The organism is Streptomyces sp. NPDC056479 (genome assembly GCF_042795335.1).
Classification (GTDB): Bacteria; Actinomycetota; Actinomycetes; order Streptomycetales; family Streptomycetaceae; genus Streptomyces.
The window spans coordinates 15838-35200 of record NZ_JBHTRZ010000006.1; the positions used below are offsets into that span (position 1 = coordinate 15838).

General features: G+C 71.3%; 14 protein-coding genes. 8 read left to right on the forward strand and 6 right to left on the reverse strand.

Features of this window, described 5'->3' with window-relative positions; translation table 11 throughout:
- Window positions 1–2: 2 nt before the first annotated feature.
- Window positions 3–371, reverse strand: a complete 369-nt coding sequence (locus ACFQ6S_RS23505) for a DUF3499 domain-containing protein (protein WP_383413049.1) — start codon at window positions 369–371, stop codon at window positions 3–5.
- 343 nt (window positions 372–714) lie between these two features.
- Here ACFQ6S_RS23505 and ACFQ6S_RS23510 point away from each other — a divergent pair, with 343 nt between their 5' ends.
- Window positions 715–1164 (forward strand): metallopeptidase family protein, encoded by a 450-nt coding sequence (locus ACFQ6S_RS23510; RefSeq protein WP_383414499.1) that lies wholly within the window; start codon window positions 715–717, stop codon window positions 1162–1164.
- 38 nt (window positions 1165–1202) lie between these two features.
- Here the strand turns inward: ACFQ6S_RS23510 and ACFQ6S_RS23515 are convergent, their stop codons facing one another.
- From ACFQ6S_RS23515 to ACFQ6S_RS23525, 3 genes are all read right to left on the reverse strand, one after another.
- Window positions 1203–2684, reverse strand: coding sequence for a DUF5719 family protein (locus tag ACFQ6S_RS23515; RefSeq protein WP_383413052.1), 1482 nt, complete (start codon window positions 2682–2684; stop codon window positions 1203–1205).
- Window positions 2681–6337, reverse strand: coding sequence for a glycosyltransferase family 2 protein (locus tag ACFQ6S_RS23520; protein ID WP_383413055.1), 3657 nt, complete (start codon window positions 6335–6337; stop codon window positions 2681–2683). The genes ACFQ6S_RS23515 and ACFQ6S_RS23520 overlap by 4 nt, the downstream gene beginning before the upstream one ends.
- Before the next feature lie 261 nt (window positions 6338–6598).
- A complete protein-coding gene (locus tag ACFQ6S_RS23525) occupies window positions 6599–6862 on the reverse strand; it encodes a WhiB family transcriptional regulator (protein WP_003975777.1) in 264 nt (87 codons plus the stop codon).
- Between the two features lie 648 nt (window positions 6863–7510).
- On the opposite strand from ACFQ6S_RS23525, the gene ACFQ6S_RS23530 reads away from it, so the two are divergent.
- The 4 genes from ACFQ6S_RS23530 to ACFQ6S_RS23545 all read left to right on the forward strand — a co-directional run bounded on the left by ACFQ6S_RS23530 (window position 7511) and on the right by ACFQ6S_RS23545 (window position 11397).
- Complete coding sequence (locus ACFQ6S_RS23530) at window positions 7511–8017, forward strand: cysteine dioxygenase (protein ID WP_383413057.1); 507 nt, start codon at window positions 7511–7513, stop codon at window positions 8015–8017.
- 34 nt (window positions 8018–8051) lie between these two features.
- Window positions 8052–9011 carry a 2-phospho-L-lactate transferase gene (gene cofD, locus ACFQ6S_RS23535; protein ID WP_383413059.1) on the forward strand — a complete coding sequence of 320 codons (960 nt, stop codon included), beginning with the start codon at window positions 8052–8054 and terminating at the stop codon, window positions 9009–9011.
- Between the two features lie 5 nt (window positions 9012–9016).
- Window positions 9017–10318: a coenzyme F420-0:L-glutamate ligase gene (locus ACFQ6S_RS23540; protein ID WP_383414502.1), complete on the forward strand. Its 1302-nt coding sequence runs from the start codon at window positions 9017–9019 to the stop codon at window positions 10316–10318.
- Between the two features lie 77 nt (window positions 10319–10395).
- Entirely contained in the window at window positions 10396–11397 is a 1002-nt protein-coding gene (locus ACFQ6S_RS23545) for a DNA-3-methyladenine glycosylase family protein (RefSeq protein ID WP_383413062.1), read from the forward strand.
- 282 nt (window positions 11398–11679) lie between these two features.
- Here ACFQ6S_RS23545 and ACFQ6S_RS23550 read toward each other — a convergent pair whose 3' ends face one another.
- Both ACFQ6S_RS23550 and ACFQ6S_RS23555 read right to left on the reverse strand, forming a co-directional pair.
- Entirely contained in the window at window positions 11680–12762 is a 1083-nt protein-coding gene (locus ACFQ6S_RS23550) for a sugar phosphate nucleotidyltransferase (protein WP_383413065.1), read from the reverse strand.
- Between the two features lie 276 nt (window positions 12763–13038).
- Window positions 13039–14511: a peptidoglycan recognition protein gene (locus ACFQ6S_RS23555; RefSeq protein WP_383413068.1), complete on the reverse strand. Its 1473-nt coding sequence runs from the start codon at window positions 14509–14511 to the stop codon at window positions 13039–13041.
- Between the two features lie 140 nt (window positions 14512–14651).
- Here ACFQ6S_RS23555 and ACFQ6S_RS23560 point away from each other — a divergent pair, with 140 nt between their 5' ends.
- The 3 genes from ACFQ6S_RS23560 (at window position 14652) to ACFQ6S_RS23570 (ending at window position 19198) form a co-directional block, all read left to right on the forward strand.
- Window positions 14652–15407, forward strand: coding sequence for a TIGR03089 family protein (locus tag ACFQ6S_RS23560; protein ID WP_383413071.1), 756 nt, complete (start codon window positions 14652–14654; stop codon window positions 15405–15407).
- Between the two features lie 631 nt (window positions 15408–16038).
- Entirely contained in the window at window positions 16039–17166 is a 1128-nt protein-coding gene (locus tag ACFQ6S_RS23565; protein WP_383413073.1) for an LCP family protein, read from the forward strand.
- Window positions 17167–17389: 223 nt separating this feature from the next.
- On the forward strand, window positions 17390–19198 hold the full coding sequence (locus tag ACFQ6S_RS23570; protein ID WP_383413076.1) for an LCP family protein: 1809 nt from the start codon (window positions 17390–17392) through the stop codon (window positions 19196–19198).
- The last annotated feature ends 165 nt before the right edge of the window (window positions 19199–19363 follow it).

The following is a 19363-nucleotide window of genomic DNA, read 5'->3' on the forward strand; positions in this document are numbered from 1 at the left end:
CGTCAGTTGTCGGGCGACCGAAGCACCCGCAGATGGCCCCGCCGCGCGACCTCCATCGGATCGGCGGCACGTCCGCCGCCCCCGGCCGCCCGCTCCTGCGGACGGGCCGCCTCGCGCACGGCGTTGGCAAGCGCTTCCAGGTCGTCCCCGCTGGGGCGGGCCGGAGCCGAACTGTCCAGCAGCCGTACGACCTCCCACCCTCGAGGGGCGGTCAGGCGCTCGGAGTGCTCGGCGCACAGGTCGTAGCAGTGGGGTTCGGCGTAGGTGGCGAGCGGGCCGAGGACCGCGGTCGAGTCGGCGTAGACGTACGTCAGCGTCGCTACGGCGGGACGGCCGCAAGCGGTGCGCGAACAGCGACGTACAGGGCTCACGACGTTGGACGGTACCGCACTCTTGAGCGGGCCGCGACGACTCTCCCCCGGGTCACTCCACCGTGTCGTGTTGTGAAGCTTCCCGCGCGCCTCTTCCGTCCCACCCTCCTGACCTGCACAAAAGCCGCTTACCTAGATCCTGGACATTTTCAGAATCGGTCACCACATACCACAAAACCCAACAATTGCCGTGACGTCGACGGTCTCGGAGAGATGCGGAAACGAGCCCAAGCTTGGCTGGAATGGTCATCTATCGACATGGCGTGCGGGCGGGCCGAGATCGCTCCCACCAGCCCACGGCGATCGGACACGCACCGGCCGTGAGGACTACCCTTCATCAGTGATGGACACCCCTGTACCGCCCCGTGCCGCCGGCCCCGGCCCCCGCCGTCGTGATCGCCACGGTCGGGGCATGCGCGGCCCGATCGCACCGCCGCAGGTCCCGCTCGCGGCCAGCCGCGCCGACGCCTTCGCCGACCTGGTCCAGGACTCGGTGGAACGCCTCGAACGCCGCTGGCCCCAGCTGACCGACATCGATTTCCTGGTCCTGGAGGTCCCGCGTCTCGACGGCCCCGGCCGCACCTGGAACGACGAGGCGGTCCCCCTGGGCGGCACGATCGCCGCCCGCGAGGGACGCCGGGCGCGGGTGGTCATCTATCGCCGCCCGGTGGAGATCCGCACCAAGGGCCGCGACGAGCGGGCCGCGCTGGTGCACGAGGTGGTCGTGGAACAGGTCGCGGAGCTGCTGGGCCTCACGCCGGAAACGGTGGATCCCCGGTACGGCGAGGACTGACGGCCCCCGCGGCAGCGTCCGGCGTCGAGCGGTCGGCCCTACTTCTGCAGAACCGACAAGTCCTCGTCCGCCTCCGGCACAGCCACCATGCCCCGGTCGTCCGGCAGCGTCTGCACGGTGAACCCGGGCACCCCTTCCTCCGTCACGGCCAGCGTCCGGGACGCGTACGCCGGTCCGCCCGACACCGTCTCCACCGTCAGGGCGTACGTGCCCTTCAGCCCGCTCGGGACCGGCACTTCCACTTCCTGCGTGGTGCCGGACTTGACCGTGTACGTCTTCGACGCCGCCGAACCCCCGTCGCTCCCGGCCGACGCCGTCACCTTGACCTCCGCCGTATCGAACGGCGCCGTCACGGACAGCGTCGTGCCCTTCGCCCGGTTGTCCACGGCAGTCGCGCGTGTGCCCACCGCCCGAGCGGCCGGAATGAACGCCGTCTCCTGCTTGGCCCCCTTCCCGCGAACCACCCGCAATGCCGCCACCACCGGCACCGAGCGATCCGTGGGCGTCAGCACCAGCGACCCGGCCTCACCCCGCATCACGTCACCGAGATCCACCGCACTGGTCATCCCGGCCTTGACATGCAACGTCTCATTGCCGGCGGGCGTGATCAGCCCGGACGGCGCGGCCAGCCGCACCTTCAGATCGGCGTCCGCCTCCCCCGGCGCGAACACGACCAGCCGTACGGCCGTGGCGTCCTTCGGAATGCCGGGCAGCACCAGGCTCCCCGCAGGATCGACGGCCGCCGCCAGCCAGTCCCCGCCGAGCTTGTCGTCCAGCGCCTGCACCGAGGCACCCACCCGCCCGCTGCGCACACTCACGTGCACGGTCACGTTGTCCTGCTTCTCGCTGGTGAGCGTGGACAGGAGGATCGGCTCACCGGAGTGCGGCTGGACCGTGATCCCCTCCCCCACCGTGGTCTCCAGCGCACCGTCCTTGCCGTACAGCTCGATGTCGACGACGGCGGCGGAGTCATCAGGGTTCGTCAGATGCACATAGTCCGTCCGGTCGGCAGCCGTACTGGCCCCCGGGAACCAGAACTCCGTGTCCGGCGCGGTGCAGTTGACGCCCTGGAGCCCACGTCCCGTACCCACGGCGACCCGAGTGGTCTCCTGCACGGTCCACCCCGGCGCGAACTTCCCGTCGGCGGTCCCGATGAGTGCGGGCGAGTCGGCCCCGGAGGCATCCCCGGTGACCGGCGCCCCCGGCTCCTTGGCCTCCAGGACAGGCTTGTCGGCCTTCCCGGGCTTCTCGGCCTCGCCCTCCTTGCCGGCGGACAGCAGCTCCGCCTTCCCGTCACTTCCCGTCCCCTTGGTGACGGGCGTGAAGGAGGTGTACGTCGTCTCGGCGAGGTCCGAGCTGCTCGGCGCCGGACACACCAGACTCGAACGCTCCACCGGCAACGCGGCGGCCGCCCTGGCGGTGTTCGCCCCGGACGCCTCCGGCGACGAGAGCGCCGCGAACCCGGTGACGGCCGCGAGGGCTCCGGCGCCGGCGATCAGGGACAGGGTGGTGCGGTTCACTGCTGGCTCCCGTCGGAACGCTCACTGCCGTGCGGATGCTGCTGCGTCGGGTCGTAGCCGGCGTCGTAACCCTGCTGGTAGTTCTGGTCGTACGTGGGGTCGTACGCCCCGGCCTGCGGCTGCTCGCCGTACGCGTACGGGTCGTACTGACCGCCCTGATACGGATCCGCCTGGTACCCCTGGTCGTAGGCGCCGCCCGCCGGGTACTGCTGCCCGTCCTGGTACTGCTCGGCGCTGTATCCGCCGTACTCGGCACCCGCGTAACTGGGCGTGTCCCAGTCGCCGTAGGGCGTCTGCTGCGGAATCGCCGCGGCCGGCGCCTCCGCAGGAGGCGGCGGCAACTCCCCGTCCTGACCGCCCTCCTCGGCCTCGGCCTGGGCGCGCAGCCGGCGTGCCCGCCGGCCCTCACCGGCCATGGCCTCGGCCGGGACCGCCGGTTCCTCCGGCAGATCGTCGTCGATGTCACGGCGACGTCCCGGCAGCGCCATCACCACCAGCACGACGGCGAGGAAGCCCTGCGCCCACAACCAGACGGTGTGGCCGATCGGGTCGTCGTAGGACACGTCCAGCCTGCCGCCGTCGGCGGGAAGCTCGAAGCCCTGGGCCCAGCCGTCGACGGTGGTCGCGGTGAGCGCCCTGCCGTCCAGGGTGGCCGTCCACCCGTCGTCGGCACTGTCGGCGAGCCGCAGCACACGCCCGTCGGAGCCACCGGGAATCGTGGTGTGGATCTCCACGGGCCCGGCCGCCACCGGCACGGGTTCACCGGCACCCGCCTCGGACCCCTCGACGATGGCCGCGCGCGACACCTGCCGGTCGATCCGCCACAACGCGCTGCCGTTCTGCTCGCTCAGCCGCGACAGCCCGGGCGTGGCGTCCAGCACCCGCGTGACCTCGCGCGGCGCACCCTTGTGGACGAGGACATAACGCACCGCGAACGCGCCCAGTTGGTCGGCCTGGTCGGCGCCGGAGCCGGCGACGAGGTTGGCGACGATCTTGTCGAGCTTGGCGTTCTCCCCGTCGGCCACGGCGAGTTCGGCGTCGCCCAGACGGGCACCGGAGCCGCGGACGAGCATGTAGCCGACGTGGGCCGAGGAGTCGCTGTCGAGGACCAGGGTGCGCGCCTGGTCGCGGGTGTTGCTCTCCTCGGCGACGAACGCGGGCACCTGCACGGGGTCGCGCCGCTCCAGCGGCCCGTCGGCGCCGCGGATCATCCAGCCGGCGGCGACGAGAAGCGGGCCCGCTGCCGCGGCGAACGCGATCAGCGCGGCGACGGGCTGGCGCCAGCCGAAGCTCTGCTCGGCCACCCGCGAGCGTGCCCCGTCGGCGCCGAGCAGGGCGGCGGCCAGGAGGGCGATGCCGTAGACGAGGGTCGCGGGACCGGCCCAGGTGGAGCTGTTGGACAGGACCGCGAAGACAAAGCCCAGCAGGGCGACCGCCCAGGCCGTAAGGATGCCCAACTGACGCTCGGAGCGCAGCAGGGCGGCCAGCGCGGCCAGCACGACGCCGATGAGCATCAGCCCGCTGACGGTGCCGGGCCCGCCGGGGCTGGCGCCGAGCAGATCCAGGGCGGACGCGGCCGAGGCGCCGTACTCCAGACCGGCCTCGCGGAAGAAGCCGAACGGCAGCAGCGACAGCGACCAGGGCGCGAGAACCAGCAGGGGCACGCCGAACTGGGCCAGGAAGCGCAGGCCGTACGCGGTGATGTCGGTGCGCCGCACCACCAGCAGACCGATGCCGAGGAGCAGCGCGATCGGCCAGATGATCGGCGTGAAGGCGGTGGCGATCGTCAGCAGCAGGGCGTACGCCCAGGTCGCGCGCCAACTGCCGCGTGCACCGGAGCCGTTCGCCAGGCCGCTGGCCGCGATGCCCGCGCGGGCGATGAACGGCAGCAGGACGGCGAGTACGGCGGTGCCGATGCGGCCGCCGGCGAGGGCGCCGGTGGCGGCGGGCAGGACGGCGTAGACGACGGCCGCCCAGGCGCGCAGCAGGCGGGACTCGACGAGCGGGCGGGAGGCGAAGTAGGCGGTGAATCCGGCCAGCGGCACCGAGGAGACCAGCAGGATCGTGACCGCGAGCCCGGTCGAGCCCAGCAGCACGGAGGCGAACATCGCCACGATCGCGAGGTACGGCGGCGCGGCCGGGGTGCCGCCGGCGCCCACCGGGTGCCAGGCGTCCAGGTAATGGGACCACAGCTCACCGGATTCGGCCGGGGCGGGCAGCAGCGAGCCGCCCGCGAGCGCGCCGGCGCCGAGGAGTTCGCGGCAGGCGATCAGCGAGACGAACAGCAGCACCAGGAAGAGCATCGGGCCCGGGTTGCGGGCGATGCGCTTGACGCGCGCGAACTGCTCTATCTCCAGGAAGTCGGCGTCGTCGCCGCCGGGTCCGGACTCGATCGCGCTGCCGTGCCGTCCCGCGCCGGAGGCCACCTCGGGGTCGGAGCGGCCGACGAGGCTGCTCGCGACCTGTTCGACGGTGGCCCGCACGGTCGCGCCGGGCGGCGGGAACAGCGCCCGCAGCTCGCCCTTGTCGATCACGGGACTCCCGCGCCTGCGCCGTCCGGCGATGATCCGCTCGGGGCGCAGCAGGGTGCCCATGAGTCCGCGGATCTCGTCGAGGGCCTGGCCGGGGACCTTGCCCACGAGGTAGGCGAGCGTCCGCAGGACCGTGCCGAACACCAGGCGCAGCAGCACCCAGGGCAGCACGGCGGTCCGGGTGTTGACGAGGAGGGTGTAGACGGCGCCCGCCTTGTCGACCTTGTGCGGGGAGGCGGAGGTGCGGCCCACGCAGTCGACGGTGCGGCGCTCTCGGGAGGACGCCTCGGCGTGTCGTACGACCGCCTCGGGGGCGACGAGGACCCGGTGGCCGGCGGCGGTGGCGCGCCAGCACAGGTCGACGTCGTCGCGCATGAGGGGAAGCCGCCGGTCGAAGCCGCCGAGCTGTTCGAAGATGTCGCGCCGGATCAGCATGCCGGCGGTGGAGACGGACAGCACGGACCGCACGTGGTCGTGCTGGCCCTGGTCCTGTTCGCGGCGGTCCAGGCCGGTCCAGCGGCGGCCGGAGTGGGCGATGGTGACGCCGACCTCGAGGAGCTGGCGGCGGTCGTACCAGCCGCGGAGCTTCGGGCCCACCACGGCGACATCGTCCCGCCCCAGCTCGTACTCGTTCTCCACGACGCGCAGCAGCTGGGCCAGGGCGTCGGGTTCGGGGGCGCAGTCGTCGTGCAGGAGCCACAGCCACTGCACCGGTTCCCCGTGGGGGAGTTCGGGCATGTCGTAGGCGTCGTCGCGCCATGTGCGCGTGACGGGGTCCCAGCCGCTGGGCCGCTTCAGATACGGCAGCTCGTCCGGGGTGAGGACGGGAGCGGTGCGGCCGGCCTCCTCGACGGCCTGGCCGAATCCGGTGCGCCGGGCGAGGTGCAGTACGCGGTCGGCGCCGAGGGCGTCGGTGACCAGCTGCGCGGAGTGGTCCGCGCTGCCGGTGTCGGCCGCGACGGCGAACTGGACGGGGCGCTCCTGGCCGAGCAGCCCGGCGAGCACGTCGGGCAGCCAGCGGGCGCCGTCGTGGGAGACGAGCACCGCCGTCACCACATGACGCGGGAACTCAGGTGTGGCAGCGGAGTCGTGCTGGGCTGCCGTGTGGCTGTGCACGGACATCGAGGTACGGGCCCCGGTTCGGTGGACTGCGGTGGACGCCTGTGCCCCCAGGGGGCAGCGGGGCGTCTCGGACGAGCGACCACACTATCGGCTGGGCATCACGGCGGCCCGCCGCCTGTGGATAACCCACCCGCGACGGGCCGTTCGAGACCTGTTCGAGACGTATGTATGTGCGGTTGCGTCCGTGCGGCTCCGTGCGCTCCGACCTCGCCGCTCGGTCCTGCGGCTCGGCCCGCGACGGCCGGACGGCCGGTGCTGCGGTCAGACGGCCGCCTTCTTCAGCCGGCGGCGCTCGCGTTCGGACAGGCCGCCCCAGATGCCGAAGCGCTCGTCGTTGGCGAGGGCGTACTCGAGGCACTCGGAGCGGACCTCACAGGCGAGGCAGACCTTCTTGGCCTCGCGGGTGGAGCCGCCCTTCTCGGGGAAGAAGGACTCGGGGTCGGTCTGGGCGCACAGCGCGCGCTCCTGCCAGCCGAGTTCCTCGTCCGCGTCGTCGACCAGCAGTTGCTGCACCAGCTCGGTCATGTGCGCCCCTCGTCTGTCTTTCGCGTCCCCGTGATGTAGCCGTTACCGATTTCGGCTGAACGACACGAGTGAAATTACAAGTGTGCTGCTCCGGGCGAGTCAAGCCGAGATCTGCTATTGAGCCCCTTATTCACTCTGCGGAACCAAGGCCTAGCGGAAAGTGTTCAAATCGGGATAAACCTTGACACGCAGACGAGACCCGGGAGAGTGCCCCGCCCCGCGCAGTGCCTGTACGGAAAAGGACGCCCAGAAGTTCGATCTCGTTGCACACACACGCAGAAGCGAACCGGATCACAGTCGGATCACAGGATCACAACGACGCCCATGCGCCCGGTGGTGCGCCATGTGTCCCGGCCACCCCATGAACAAACCTTTCGCCACGGAGATGAACCGGATGAGGTGAAACATGTCCCACATAACGGGCGCCGAGTTGACAGTCCGAGGTGCAAACCGGTGTGCTTGTGGGCATGCTCGCGAACTCGGCACTCACCTCGACCCGCACCGCCGGGTCCCACGGTGCTGCCCGCGCTCGCTGTAGCTGTTGCTGTCCCAGCTGTTGAGCCACACCTGCTCCAGCTGTAGGCCGAGTCTCCCGTCCCTCGGCTGCCGTTCCCTCTGACCTTCCTTCACTGAGGAACCACCCACCCCATGAACAGCGACAGCGACCTCCAGATCGCCGGCGACATCCTCGAAGTCCCGCACCTCCTCCAGGCACCGCGCGAGCACCCGGCCACCGTCGCCGAGTTCGTCGGCCTGGCCCGCTCCATCGCCGCCGACCGGTCGCAGTGGGAGCACCTCGTCCGCTACGACGCGACCACGCGCTGGTACCACCGGCTGCACACCGGCCCCGGCTACGAGGTGTGGCTGCTGTCCTGGGTCCCCGGACAGAGCAGCGGACTGCATGACCACGGCCGCTCCTCCGGCGTGCTGACCGTCCTGGACGGCACGCTGACCGAGCGCACGGAGCGCGACACGCGCACCTTGACTGCCGGTGCGCAGCGGGTGTTCGCGCCGGGCTACGCGCACGACGTGGTGAACGACACGCTGGATCCGGCGGTGAGCCTGCACGTGTACTACCCGGGTCTGACCGAGATGCCGATGCACACCGCCTCCGCCTGCGAGGCCCGAGTCGAGCCGCGTCCTGTGACTGCCTGACGCGTTGTCGTACCCGCCTGCAAGACTTGGGCCCATGCGCATTGTGGTTCTGGCAGGCGGCATCGGTGGTGCCCGGTTCCTGCGTGGTCTGAAGCGGGCCGTGCCGGACGCGGACATCACGGTCATCGGCAACACCGGGGACGACATCCACCTCTTCGGGCTGAAGGTCTGCCCGGACCTCGACACGGTGATGTACACGCTCGGCGGCGGTATCAACGAGGAACAGGGCTGGGGCCGGTCCGACGAGACCTTCCACCTCAAGGAGGAGCTCGCGGCGTACGGCGTGGGACCCGAGTGGTTCGGGCTCGGCGACCGCGACTTCGCCACGCACATCGTGCGGACCCAGATGATCGGCGCCGGATATCCGCTGAGCGCGGTGACCGAGGCGCTGTGCGACCGGTGGAAGCCGGGCGTCCGTCTGATCCCCATGACCGACGACCGCGTAGAGACGCACGTCGCGGTCGAGGAGGACGGCGAGCGCAGGGCCGTCCACTTCCAGGAGTACTGGGTACGGCTGCGGGCCCAGGTGCCGGCCGAGGCGATCGTGCCGGTCGGGGCCGATCAGGCCAAGCCGGCGCCGGGCGTCCTGGAGGCGATCTCCGAGGCGGACGTCATCCTCTTCCCGCCGTCCAACCCGGTCGTCTCGGTCGGCACGATCCTCGCCGTGCCCGGCATCCGTGAGGCGATCGCCGACGCGGGCGTGCCGGTCGTCGGTCTGTCCCCCATCGTCGGGGACGCGCCCGTGCGCGGGATGGCCGACAAGGTGCTCGCGGCGGTCGGCGTGGAATCGACGGCGGCGGCGGTCGCCGAGCACTACGGCTCGGGACTCCTCGACGGCTGGCTGGTCGACACCGTGGACGCGGGCGTCGTCGAGCGGGTCGAGACGGCCGGGATCCGCTGCCGGGCCGTACCGCTGATGATGACCGACCTCGACGCCTCCGCGCAGATGGCCCGCGAGGCGCTGGCGCTGGCCGAGGAGGTGCGGACGTCTTGAGCGAGGTGTCTGCCGACGGCTACCGGGTCTGGGCCGTCTCCGGGATCCCCGAGGTCCAGCAGGGCGACGACCTCGCGAAGCTGATCGCCACCGCGGAACCCGGCCTCGCCGACGGGGACGTGCTCCTGGTCACCTCGAAGATCGTCTCCAAGGCGGAGGGACGCGTCGTCGAGGCCGAGGACCGGGAGGCCGCCATCGACGCGGAGACCGTCCGGGTCGTGGCGCGCCGCGGCCCGCTGCGGATCGTCGAGAACCGGCAGGGTCTGGTGATGGCCGCGGCCGGGGTCGACGCCTCCAACACCCCCGCGGGGACCGTGCTGTTGCTGCCCGAGGACCCGGACGCATCCGCGCGGGCGATCCGCGACGGGCTGCGGGACGCCCTGGGCGTCGACGTCGGGGTCGTCGTCACCGACACTTTCGGGCGCCCGTGGCGCGCTGGGCTCACCGACGTCGCGATCGGGGCCGCGGGCATCCACGTACTCGACGATCTGCGCGGGGGCGCGGACGCGCACGGCAATCCGCTCAGCGCGACCGTCGTGGCGACGGCCGACGAACTCGCCGCCGCCGGTGACCTCGTGAAGGGCAAGGCGGCCGGTCTGCCCGTCGCCGTGGTGCGCGGGCTGGCGCACACGGTGATCGCGGACCACGGGGAGGGTGCGCGGGCCCTGGTGCGCGTCGCGCGCGACGACATGTTCCGGCTGGGCACCTCCGAGGCGGTACGGGAGGCGGTGACCCAGCGCCGTACGGTACGGGCGTTCACGGACGAGCCCGTCGACCCCGGGGCCGTACGAAGAGCGGTCGCGGCGGCGGTCACCGCGCCGGCGCCGCACCACACCACACCGTGGCGTTTCGTGCTGCTGGAGTCGCAGGAGTCCCGGACGCGGCTGCTCGACGCCATGCGGGATGCCTGGATCGCCGATCTGCGGCGGGACGGCAAGGGCGAGGAGTCCATCGCCAAGCGGGTGCGGCGCGGGGACGTACTGCGGAACGCGCCGTATCTGGTGGTGCCGTGCCTGGTCATGGACGGCTCACACACCTACGGGGACGCGCGGCGGGACGGTGCCGAGCGGGAGATGTTCGTCGTCGCCACCGGGGCCGGGGTGCAGAACTTCCTGGTCGCGCTGGCCGGGGAGCGGCTGGGCTCGGCGTGGGTGTCGTCGACGATGTTCTGCCGGGATGTGGTGCGCGAGGTGCTCGGGCTTCCGCAGGAGTGGGATCCGATGGGGGCGGTTGCGGTCGGTCATCCGGCGGAGGAGCCGCGGGCTCGACCGGAGCGGGATGCGGGGGCTTTCATCGAGGTGCGCTGAGGAGTGCCGACGGACCCCGCCGAGCCCATACGCTCGTAGAGCCCCTTCTGTACCCCACCTCGATCGAGGTCCCCTCCGTGGCAGGACGTTTCACTCCGCGGCCCACGCGTACGACCGTGCGCGGTGGGCATGTCGCCGTGCCCGGCGGGATACCGCGGCAGGCCCCGGCGCCCGCCCGCGTGCGCACCTGGGTGCCGGACGGGCCGCTCGACCTCGGGCTGGTGCTGGGGCCCTTGCGGCGCGGGCCGGGTGATCCGACGTTCCGGGCGATGCCGGACGGGTCCGTATGGCGGGCCAGCCGTACCCCTGCCGGGCCCGGGACGCTGCGGGTCGGTGCGCGTGGGACCGAGGTGCGGGGCGAGGCCTGGGGGCCGGGGGCCGAGTGGCTGCTGGAGCAGTTGCCGGAGTTGCTCGGGGCCGCCGACGATCCGTCCGTGTTCGTGCCGCGGCACCGGGTGGTGGCGATGGCCCGGCATCGGCGGCCGGGGCTTCGGCTGACGCGGACCGGGCTGGTGATGGAGTCGTTGATTCCGTCGATTCTGGAGCAGAAGGTCACCACCGATGAGGCGTATCGGGCGTGGCGGTTGCTGGTACGGAAGTACGGCGAGCCTGCTCCGGGGCCCGCGCCCGGGCGGATGTGTGTGATTCCGGATGCGCGGACCTGGGCGCTGATTCCGTCCTGGGAGTGGCATCGGGCCGGGGTCGACAACAAGCGGGCGTCGACGATCCTGCGGGCCGTACGGGTCGCTGCGCGGATGGAGGAGGCGACGCGGATGACTCCGGCTCTGGCGCAGGCCCGGTTGGAGGTCGTGCCGGGGGTCGGGCCGTGGACGTCGGCCGAGGTGGTGCAGCGTAGTCATGGGGCGCCGGATGCGGTGACCGTGGGGGATCTGCATCTGCCGGGGATCGTGGGGTTCGCGCTTGCCGGGGATCGGGATGCGGATGACTCCGTGATGCTGGAGTTGTTGGAGCCGTATGCCGGGCAGCGGCATCGGGCGGCTCGGTTGATTCTGTTGAGCGGGCGGGTGCCGGGGCGGCGGGCGCCGCGGATGCCTCGGGGGGATATCGGGCGGTTGTGATTTTCGGTGGCTTGCTGTGGTTGCCCCCAAGGGTTTTCGCCGGTTTTCGCCCCCGCCGCCCCTACCCGTCCCATCCCCAGGGGCTTCGCCCCTTCGACCCCACCAGGGGGCTCCGCCCCCTGGACCCCCATCGGCCCTGAAAGGGCCTCGTCCTCAAACGCCGGACGGGCTGAAAGAAGCCGACCGGCACGGAGAGTCGCCGTAGGCGGGCTGCCCCACCGGGCCGGCACCCGCGTACGGCGGCACGGCCCCGACCCCAACACACACCGCGGGCATCGACCGCTACAGATCCGGCGAGAACCGCACCGCCCCCGCCGGTATCCGCGCGTCGCACCACACCCGCGCGCCCTCCCTCAGCTCGTTGTCCGGGCCGATCACCGCGCCGTCGCCGATGACCGTGCCGGTGAGGACGGAGCGTTCGCCCACGCGGGCCCGGGTGCCTATGAGGGAGTCGGTGATGATCGCGCCGGGCTCGATGACGGCGCCCGGGAGGATCGTGCTGCCGAAGACGCGCGCCCCCTCGGCCACGAACGCGCCCTCGCCCACCACCGTGCCGCCGGTCAGCTTGGCATCGGGGGCGACGCTGGCCGTGGGGAGGATCAGGCGGTCGCCGCAGCGGCCGGGGACCGCGGGGGACGGGGCCCGGCCCAGGACGAGGTCCGCCGAGCCGCGGACGAAGGCAGCCGGTGTGCCCAGGTCGAGCCAGTACGTCGAGTCGACCATGCCCTGAAGGTGCGCCCCGGCCGACAGCAGGTCAGGGAAGGTCTCGCGCTCCACGGAGACAGGGCGGCCCGCCGGGATCGTGTCGATGACCGAGCGCCGGAAGACGTAAGCCCCCGCGTTGATCTGGTCGGTGACGATCTCCTCGGGGGTCTGCGGCTTCTCCAGAAACGCCGTCACCCGGCCCGTGTCGTCCGTCGGGACCAGGCCGTACGCCCTCGGGTCCGTCACCTGGGTGAGGTGGAGGGAGACGTCCGCGCCCGTCGTCTCGTGCGTACGGACCAGGGCCCTGATGTCCAGGCCCGTCAGGATGTCGCCGTTGAAGATGAGCACCGGGTCCTCGGGCCCGGAGTGAAGCCGGGACGCCACGTTGCGGATCGCGCCGCCCGTGCCGAGGGGCTCCTCCTCCGTGACGTACTCCAGGTGCAGGCCCAGCGCCGAGCCGTCGCCGAAGTACGGTTCGAAGACCTCGGCCAGATAGGACGTCGCCAGGACGATGTGCTCGACGCCCGCCGCTCTCGCTCTCGCCAACTGGTGCGTGAGGAACGGGACCCCGGCCGCCCGGACCATGGGCTTCGGCGTGTGCACGGTGAGCGGACGCAGCCGAGTGCCCTTGCCGCCGACCAGGAGGATCGCTTCTGTCACCTGTCGTCTCTGCTTCCTGCCGGGACCGGCCGAACTGTCTTTCGGCCGGCCAGTGTATGCAGACCGTTGTGCGGCGCCCTCGACGGCAGTGCGGTATTCCGCCTCTTGTCCCCCGACAGCGGTGAATACGACCTCAAGCCCCCCGGAGGTCCCCCCACGAGCCCCCATATATCCCTGAAAACACCCCGTACGTCCAGCGCGGGCGGCCCACCCGCGCACCCGCGCTGGACAGCCCACGCCTTGTGCGCCCCACCGCACTCCCGCGCGCTCCCTGTCTCAACGCCCCTGGAGGCGGGCCGCCGAGGCGCGGGCCGAGCCGAGCTTGCGATAGAGCTGCAGTCCGGGGCACGCCGTGGAGAAGCCGTCCCGATGGCCGGAGATCACGTTCAGTCGTACGTTCTTTCCCTTTCGGTAGAGATTGCCACCGCCGGACTTCAGATATGTCTTTCCGCGCGGATTGGCGCCGTAGAGCCCCAGTTTCCAGGCCGTGAGCCGGGCGATGGCCCGCACCGCGGCGATGGTCGGCTTTCTCGAGCCGTAGCTGCCGAGGACGGCGATCCCCATGCTGTCGGAGTTGAAACCGAGCGTGTGCGCGCCCAGCACCGGCTTCGCCACTCCCCCGGCTCGGCCCTCGTAGATGTTTCCGCACTTGTCGACGAGGAAGTTGTAGCCGAGGTCGCGCCAGCGCATGCTCTTGACGTGGTAGCGGTAGATACCGCGAATGAGCGAGGGAGCCTGCGTGCACCAGTAGGTGCCGCCCGACGCCGTGTGGTGCACGAAGGCCGCCTTCACCTTCCTCGTGTAGGCGAACCTCTTCTCCCGCCACGTCTCGTTCGCGCCCCAGCCGCGTCGTGTGACGATGCGCGGCCGCGGCCCGATGTACGGCTTCGCCCGCTGCGCCTCGGTCAACTCGCTGCCACGCAGGGCCAGCAGCTCCCGCTCGGTCTCGACGCGTCCGAGTTCAGGGATCTCGGCGGCACCGAGGGGCGCGAGTTCGGCGTTGGCGGCCGCGGCGGCGAGGGCCTCGGCCCGGCCGGCGGATCCGGTGGTACCGGGGGTCAGTGAGCCGGGGCGGGGGCCGGGATCGCTCTGCGCGGGGGCGGGCTCGCCGGGGTCGACGAGTTCGAGACGGAGGCCGGCGGGCAGCGGGGTGATGGCCGTGGGGTCGACCGCCGTGTCGTCACCGCCCATTGGGCCCTCCTCGGGCCCGGGCTCGGCGGTCTCCGGCGTGACCCGCACGTCCACGCCGTCCGACTCCCCGACCCACAAGGGCGCCGTGGAGCCGCGCACCCCGCCCGAGGCGCGCTCGGCGGTGTCCGGGTCGGGGGCGTGTTCGGCGTTGTGCGTCTCCACGTCCTGCCAGCCGGACCATCTGCCGCCGGCGACCGCGCGGGTGCGGACCTGGACGCGGCCGTGCAGTTCGGTGTCCGCGTCGTCCCAGATGACGCCGACGAGGGAGAAGGACGGCACGTCCCTGCGGGACAGCCCCTGTTCGCCGGGGGCGGGGGCGGGGGTGCCGGTGGCTCGGTCGCGGGTGAGGGGGGTGAGGGGCAGCGACTGGGTGCTGCCGGGGACGTCCGGCTCGACGCCGGCACGCCGCATCGCCGGACCGGCGGCCACCGTCGCGCTCGTGGCGGCTTCCGCTCCGAGTGCCGCTCTCGCGGGTGCCGCGACGGCGGGTGGGGTGAGCGGCAGCGCTAGAGCGGCCGCACACGTGACACCGATCGAGGAAGCAAGGAATCCACGCATGCTCCTGATGTTGGACATAGTCATACATACCTGTCCATTGGGGAACTGACGGTGCGTCGGCCTGTGATTCCGCCGAACCGGTGGCCGTCGGGCAACCCGCAGAGGGCTCCGCGTCCGCGCCTGCGCGTACCCTTGCGCGGGTGAACGCCACCGATCGCACCCCTGCCGACCTGCTGCGTTCCGCGCTCGCCGCGGATGCCGGACGCCCCCTGGTGACCTTCTACGACGACGCCACCGGGGAACGCGTCGAATTGTCCGTGGCCACCTTCGCCAATTGGGTGGCCAAGACCGCGAATCTGCTCCAGGGCGACCTCGGGGCCGGGCCGGGTGACCGGGTCACGCTGCTGCTGCCGGCGCACTGGCAGACGGCGGTGTGGCTGCTGGCGTGTTCGTCGGTGGGGACGGTCGCGGACGTGGGCGGGGATCCGGCGACGGCCGACGTGGTCGTGAGCGGGCCGGAGAGCCTGGAGGCCGCGCGGGCGTGCCGGGGTGAGCGGGTGGCGTTGGCTCTACGGCCGCTGGGTGGGCGCTTCCCGCAGCCGCCGGCCGGCTTCGCCGACTACGCGGTCGAGGTCCCCAGCCAGGGTGACCGCTTCGCGCCGTACGCCCCCGTCGATCCCGAGGATCCTGCGCTGATCGTGGCCGGTCGTGAGTTCAGCGCCGCCGAACTGGTCGAGCGCGCGCGGGCGGAGGCTCCGGGGCTGGGTCTCACGGGTCCCGGGGCGCGGATTCTCTCCGTCCTGCCCTACGACACGTGGGAGGGCCTCAATGCCGGCCTGTTCGCTGCGCTGGCTACCGGGGGCTCGGTGGTTCTGTGCCGCAACGTCGACGCGCTGGCCGAGGAATCCCTGGCCAAGCGGATCGAGACGGAACGGGTGACGGCGACGGCGAGGTAGGCCCCTCGGCGCCCCGCACGAGGGTTTCGCCCCCGCCGCCCCTACCCGTCCCATCCCCAGGGGCTTCGCCCCTTCGACCCCACCAGGGGGCTCCGCCCCCTGGACCCCCATCGGCCCTGAAGGGGCCTCGTCCTCAAACGCCGGACGGGCTGAATGACGCACCCCGGCGCCGAAAGTCGCCGTAGCAGCTCATAGGCGGCGGGCTGCCCCCACCGGGCCGGCAGTCGCGTACGGCGGCAAGGGGCCGTGCCGGGGGGTGTCCGCCCGCAGCGGCGGGCGTCAACAAACGCCACCACCCTGCCCAACGGCAACCGCCCGACCGAGGACGGACACCCCCCGGCACGGCCCCGACCCACCCACCCCACCCGCAGGCGCTACCCGCACCCCCACCGAACCCGCACAGGCGCCGCAGGCATCGCCCCCCAACCGCCGGAGGCACACGTCACCCATTCAGCCCACCACCACCCACCCCCCACCCCCCATCCGCGCCATGGTCGTAAGAGCAGCCCACACCACACGCAGCAGTACGCCATGAGGGGTGGACCCAGCCGTGACCTACACCGCACGTGCGCGCCGGGGGGCGTCGGCCAGTAGGAAGGGGTCGGTGCGGCGATGGGTGAAGCGGGGGGTCGTGGGGGCCGGCGCTCTGGTCGTCGTCGCCGGCGGTGTCGGCTGGGCCGTGTACGCCAAGCTCAACTCCAACATCACCCCGGACGAGGCCGCCGCCGCGGAACTCGCCCGGTACGAGAAGGAGCGCCCCACCTCACTCGTACGCGGCGCCCAGAACATACTCGTCATCGGCTCGGACTCCCGAGCCGGCACCAAGAACCGCCGCTACGGCAAGGACTCCGGCACCGAGCGCTCGGACACCGCCATCCTGCTGCACCTCTCCTCCGGCCGCCGCAGCGCCACCGCCGTCTCCATACCCCGCGACCTCATGGTCGACGTCCCCGGCTGCCGCCGCCCCGGCGGCTCCCGCAGCAAACCCATGTTCGCGATGTTCAACTACGCCTTCCAGGTCGGCGGTTCGGCCTGCACCGTCCGCACCGTGGAACGGCTCACGAACATCCGCATGGACCACCACATGGTCATCGACTTCAACGGCTTCAAGGAGATGGTCGACGCCCTCGACGGCGTGGAGATCTGCCTCACGAAGCCCATCAACGACAAGGCCGCCAAACTGAGGCTCCCGGCCGGAAAAGTGACCCTCAACGGCGAACAGGCCCTCGGATACGTCCGCGCCCGCAAGTCCCTCGGCAACGGCAGCGACACCGACCGCATGGACCGCCAGCAGCGCTTCCTCGCCGCACTGGTGCACAAGGTGCAGAGCAACGACGTACTGCTCAACCCGGTCAGGCTCTATCCGGTCCTGGACGCCGCCACGTCCTCGCTCACCACCGACCCCGCCCTGGCCAGCTTGCGCGGTTTGTACGAACTCGCGCGAGGAGTGCGCGACATCCCCACCGAACGCGTGCAATTCCTCACGGTCCCCAGAGAGTCGTACGTCTACAACGCCAATCGCGACCAGCTCGTCGAGCCCGCGGCCAAGCGGCTCTTTCAGCGGCTGCGCACCGACACCCCGGTGGAAGTCGTGGATTCGTCCGAAATGCACCATGGGCCAATTCTCGATTTCTCGTACACGCGTTCCCATGACGGGGACGGGAAGACCTCCCTCGAGCGGCCCCACGACCCCGCCGACCCCACTCCCCCGGCACCCACTTTCCGCGGCAGTACGGCCGCCGAGAACCCCTGCGGGTAAAGCGCTCACCAAGTCGGCGAACCTCAGTTCAAAGATATGAGGCGGATTGCCCAGTTGTAGGGACGTGGAATTTGTCACCGTCGTCGCTTGACGCTGAACTGGGCGGATAGTGTGAGCGATCCGGTGCTCCCTGCCGTAGTTAGGCTTGCGCACTGTTTGACCGAGACCCGAGCGCCTTGGAGGGGTAGGCGCCGCGTGGCCCCGACGGAGGATTTAGACAACCGTGGACGCGCAAGGCCGTGGGCGGGCGGACGATATCGATCCCGCAGACCAGTGGGTGCTCAATCCGAACACCGGTGAATACGAACTGCGACTGGGTAATTCCTCTCCGCAGTCACCGGTCCCGGGACCCCGTAGAGCCGCTTCCCGCGCAGGTGCCGCCGCAAGATCGGCCGGTACCGCGACCAAGGGCGCCGGAGGCGCCGGCGGAGCGGGTGCAAATACCGGCGGTGGTGCGGCACGCAATCGGAGCGCGGCCCCGGGGCGCGAGACGCGCCAGGCGCCGGGCCGTGAGGTCCCGCCGCAGCGCAGGCGCAGGGGGGCGCCGGAGGAGCCGCCGCCGGGGCGGCGCGGTCGCCGGCCGGTGAAGAAGAGCAAGGCGAAGAAGGCCGTGCTCTGGACCGGCGGAATAATGGCGTTCGTGGTGGTCGCCGCCGCGGCCGGTGTGTATCTCTACATCGAGCATCTCAACGACAACATCCAGTCCGTCTCCGACGACGGCGCGAGCACCGGTGGCTTCAGCAAGGACAAGGCCATCAACATCCTGCTCATCGGCACGGACAAGCGCACCGGCGCGGGCAACGAGAAGTACGGCGACTCGGGCAGCGCGGGGCACGCCGACACCACGATCCTGCTGCACGTCTCCAAGGACCGCTCGAACGCGACGGCGCTGAGCATCCCGCGTGACCTGATCGTCGACATCCCGGACTGCCCGACCACACAGGAGGACGGCTCCGAGAAGGTCATCCCGGGCGAGACCGGCGTCCGCTTCAACACCAGCCTGGGCCAGGAAGACCGTACGCCCAGCTGCACCGCCCGCACCGTCACCGAGCTGACCGGGATCAAGCCGGACAACTTCATGGTGGCCGACTTCAACGCGGTGAAGACGCTGACCACGGCCGTCGGCGGCGTCGAGGTGTGTCTGGCCAAGGACATCAACGACTCCGACTCCAAGCTCAACCTCACCAAGGGCAAGCACACGATCGAGGGCGAGGACGCGCTGGCCTTCGTCCGCACCCGGCACTCGGTCGGCTTCGGCGGTGACCTGAGCCGGATCGGACTCCAGCAGCAGTTCCTCAGCGCTCTGATGCGCAAGCTGAAGTCGAACGACACGCTCTCCAGCCCGACCAAGATGATCAAGCTGGCCGAGGCGGGCACGAAGGCGCTGACCGTCGACTCCCAGCTCGACACCATCGACAAGCTGAAGGATCTCGGCCTGGAGCTGGGCAAGCTCAACACCAAGAACCTGACGTTCACGACGGTTCCGGTGATCGACAACCCGGCGGAGAAGGTGAAGACGACCGTCGTGCTCAACGAGACGACGGCGCCCGAGGTCTTCGAGGCGATCCAGAACGATGTCTCCTTCACCGCGGTCAAGCAGCAGAAGCAGAAGGAGGCCGCCGCCGTGGCCGCCCGTCTCAAGGGCACCAAGTCCGACGCCTCCGAGGTGCGGGTGCAGGTCATGAACGGCGGTGCGCCGGCCGGCAGCGCCCAGGAGACCCTCGCCTGGCTGCAGACCGAGGAGAACGTGACCAAGTCCGAGAACGCGGGCAACGCCCCGGCGACGCTCGCGAAGACGACGCTGGAGTACGCGCCCGACCAGGCGGACCAGGCACGCCGGCTCGCCGACATCATGGGGCTCTCCGGGTCCGCGATGAAGCCCGGCAAGAGCGTGACCAACTCGCAGGGCCTGCCCACGATGACCCTGACCCTGGGCAAGGACTTCAAGGGCGCGGGCGTGTCCCTCACCGCTCCGACGAAGGCGCCCGACGTGGAGAAGTCCACGGCGGACAAGGTCGAGTGCGCGAAGTAACCGGCCGGTAGCGGCTCAACGGGCCTGTCCCACCGCCCCCTTGGGGTGGGGCGGGCCCGTTCCGGTACGCGCTCCGGGTGGGGGCACGGAGTCCGGCGTACGGAAATTGGGGCGAGGAACGCAACTGTCCCCGTCGCTCGTTGGTCTGACACACGACACGGTCGT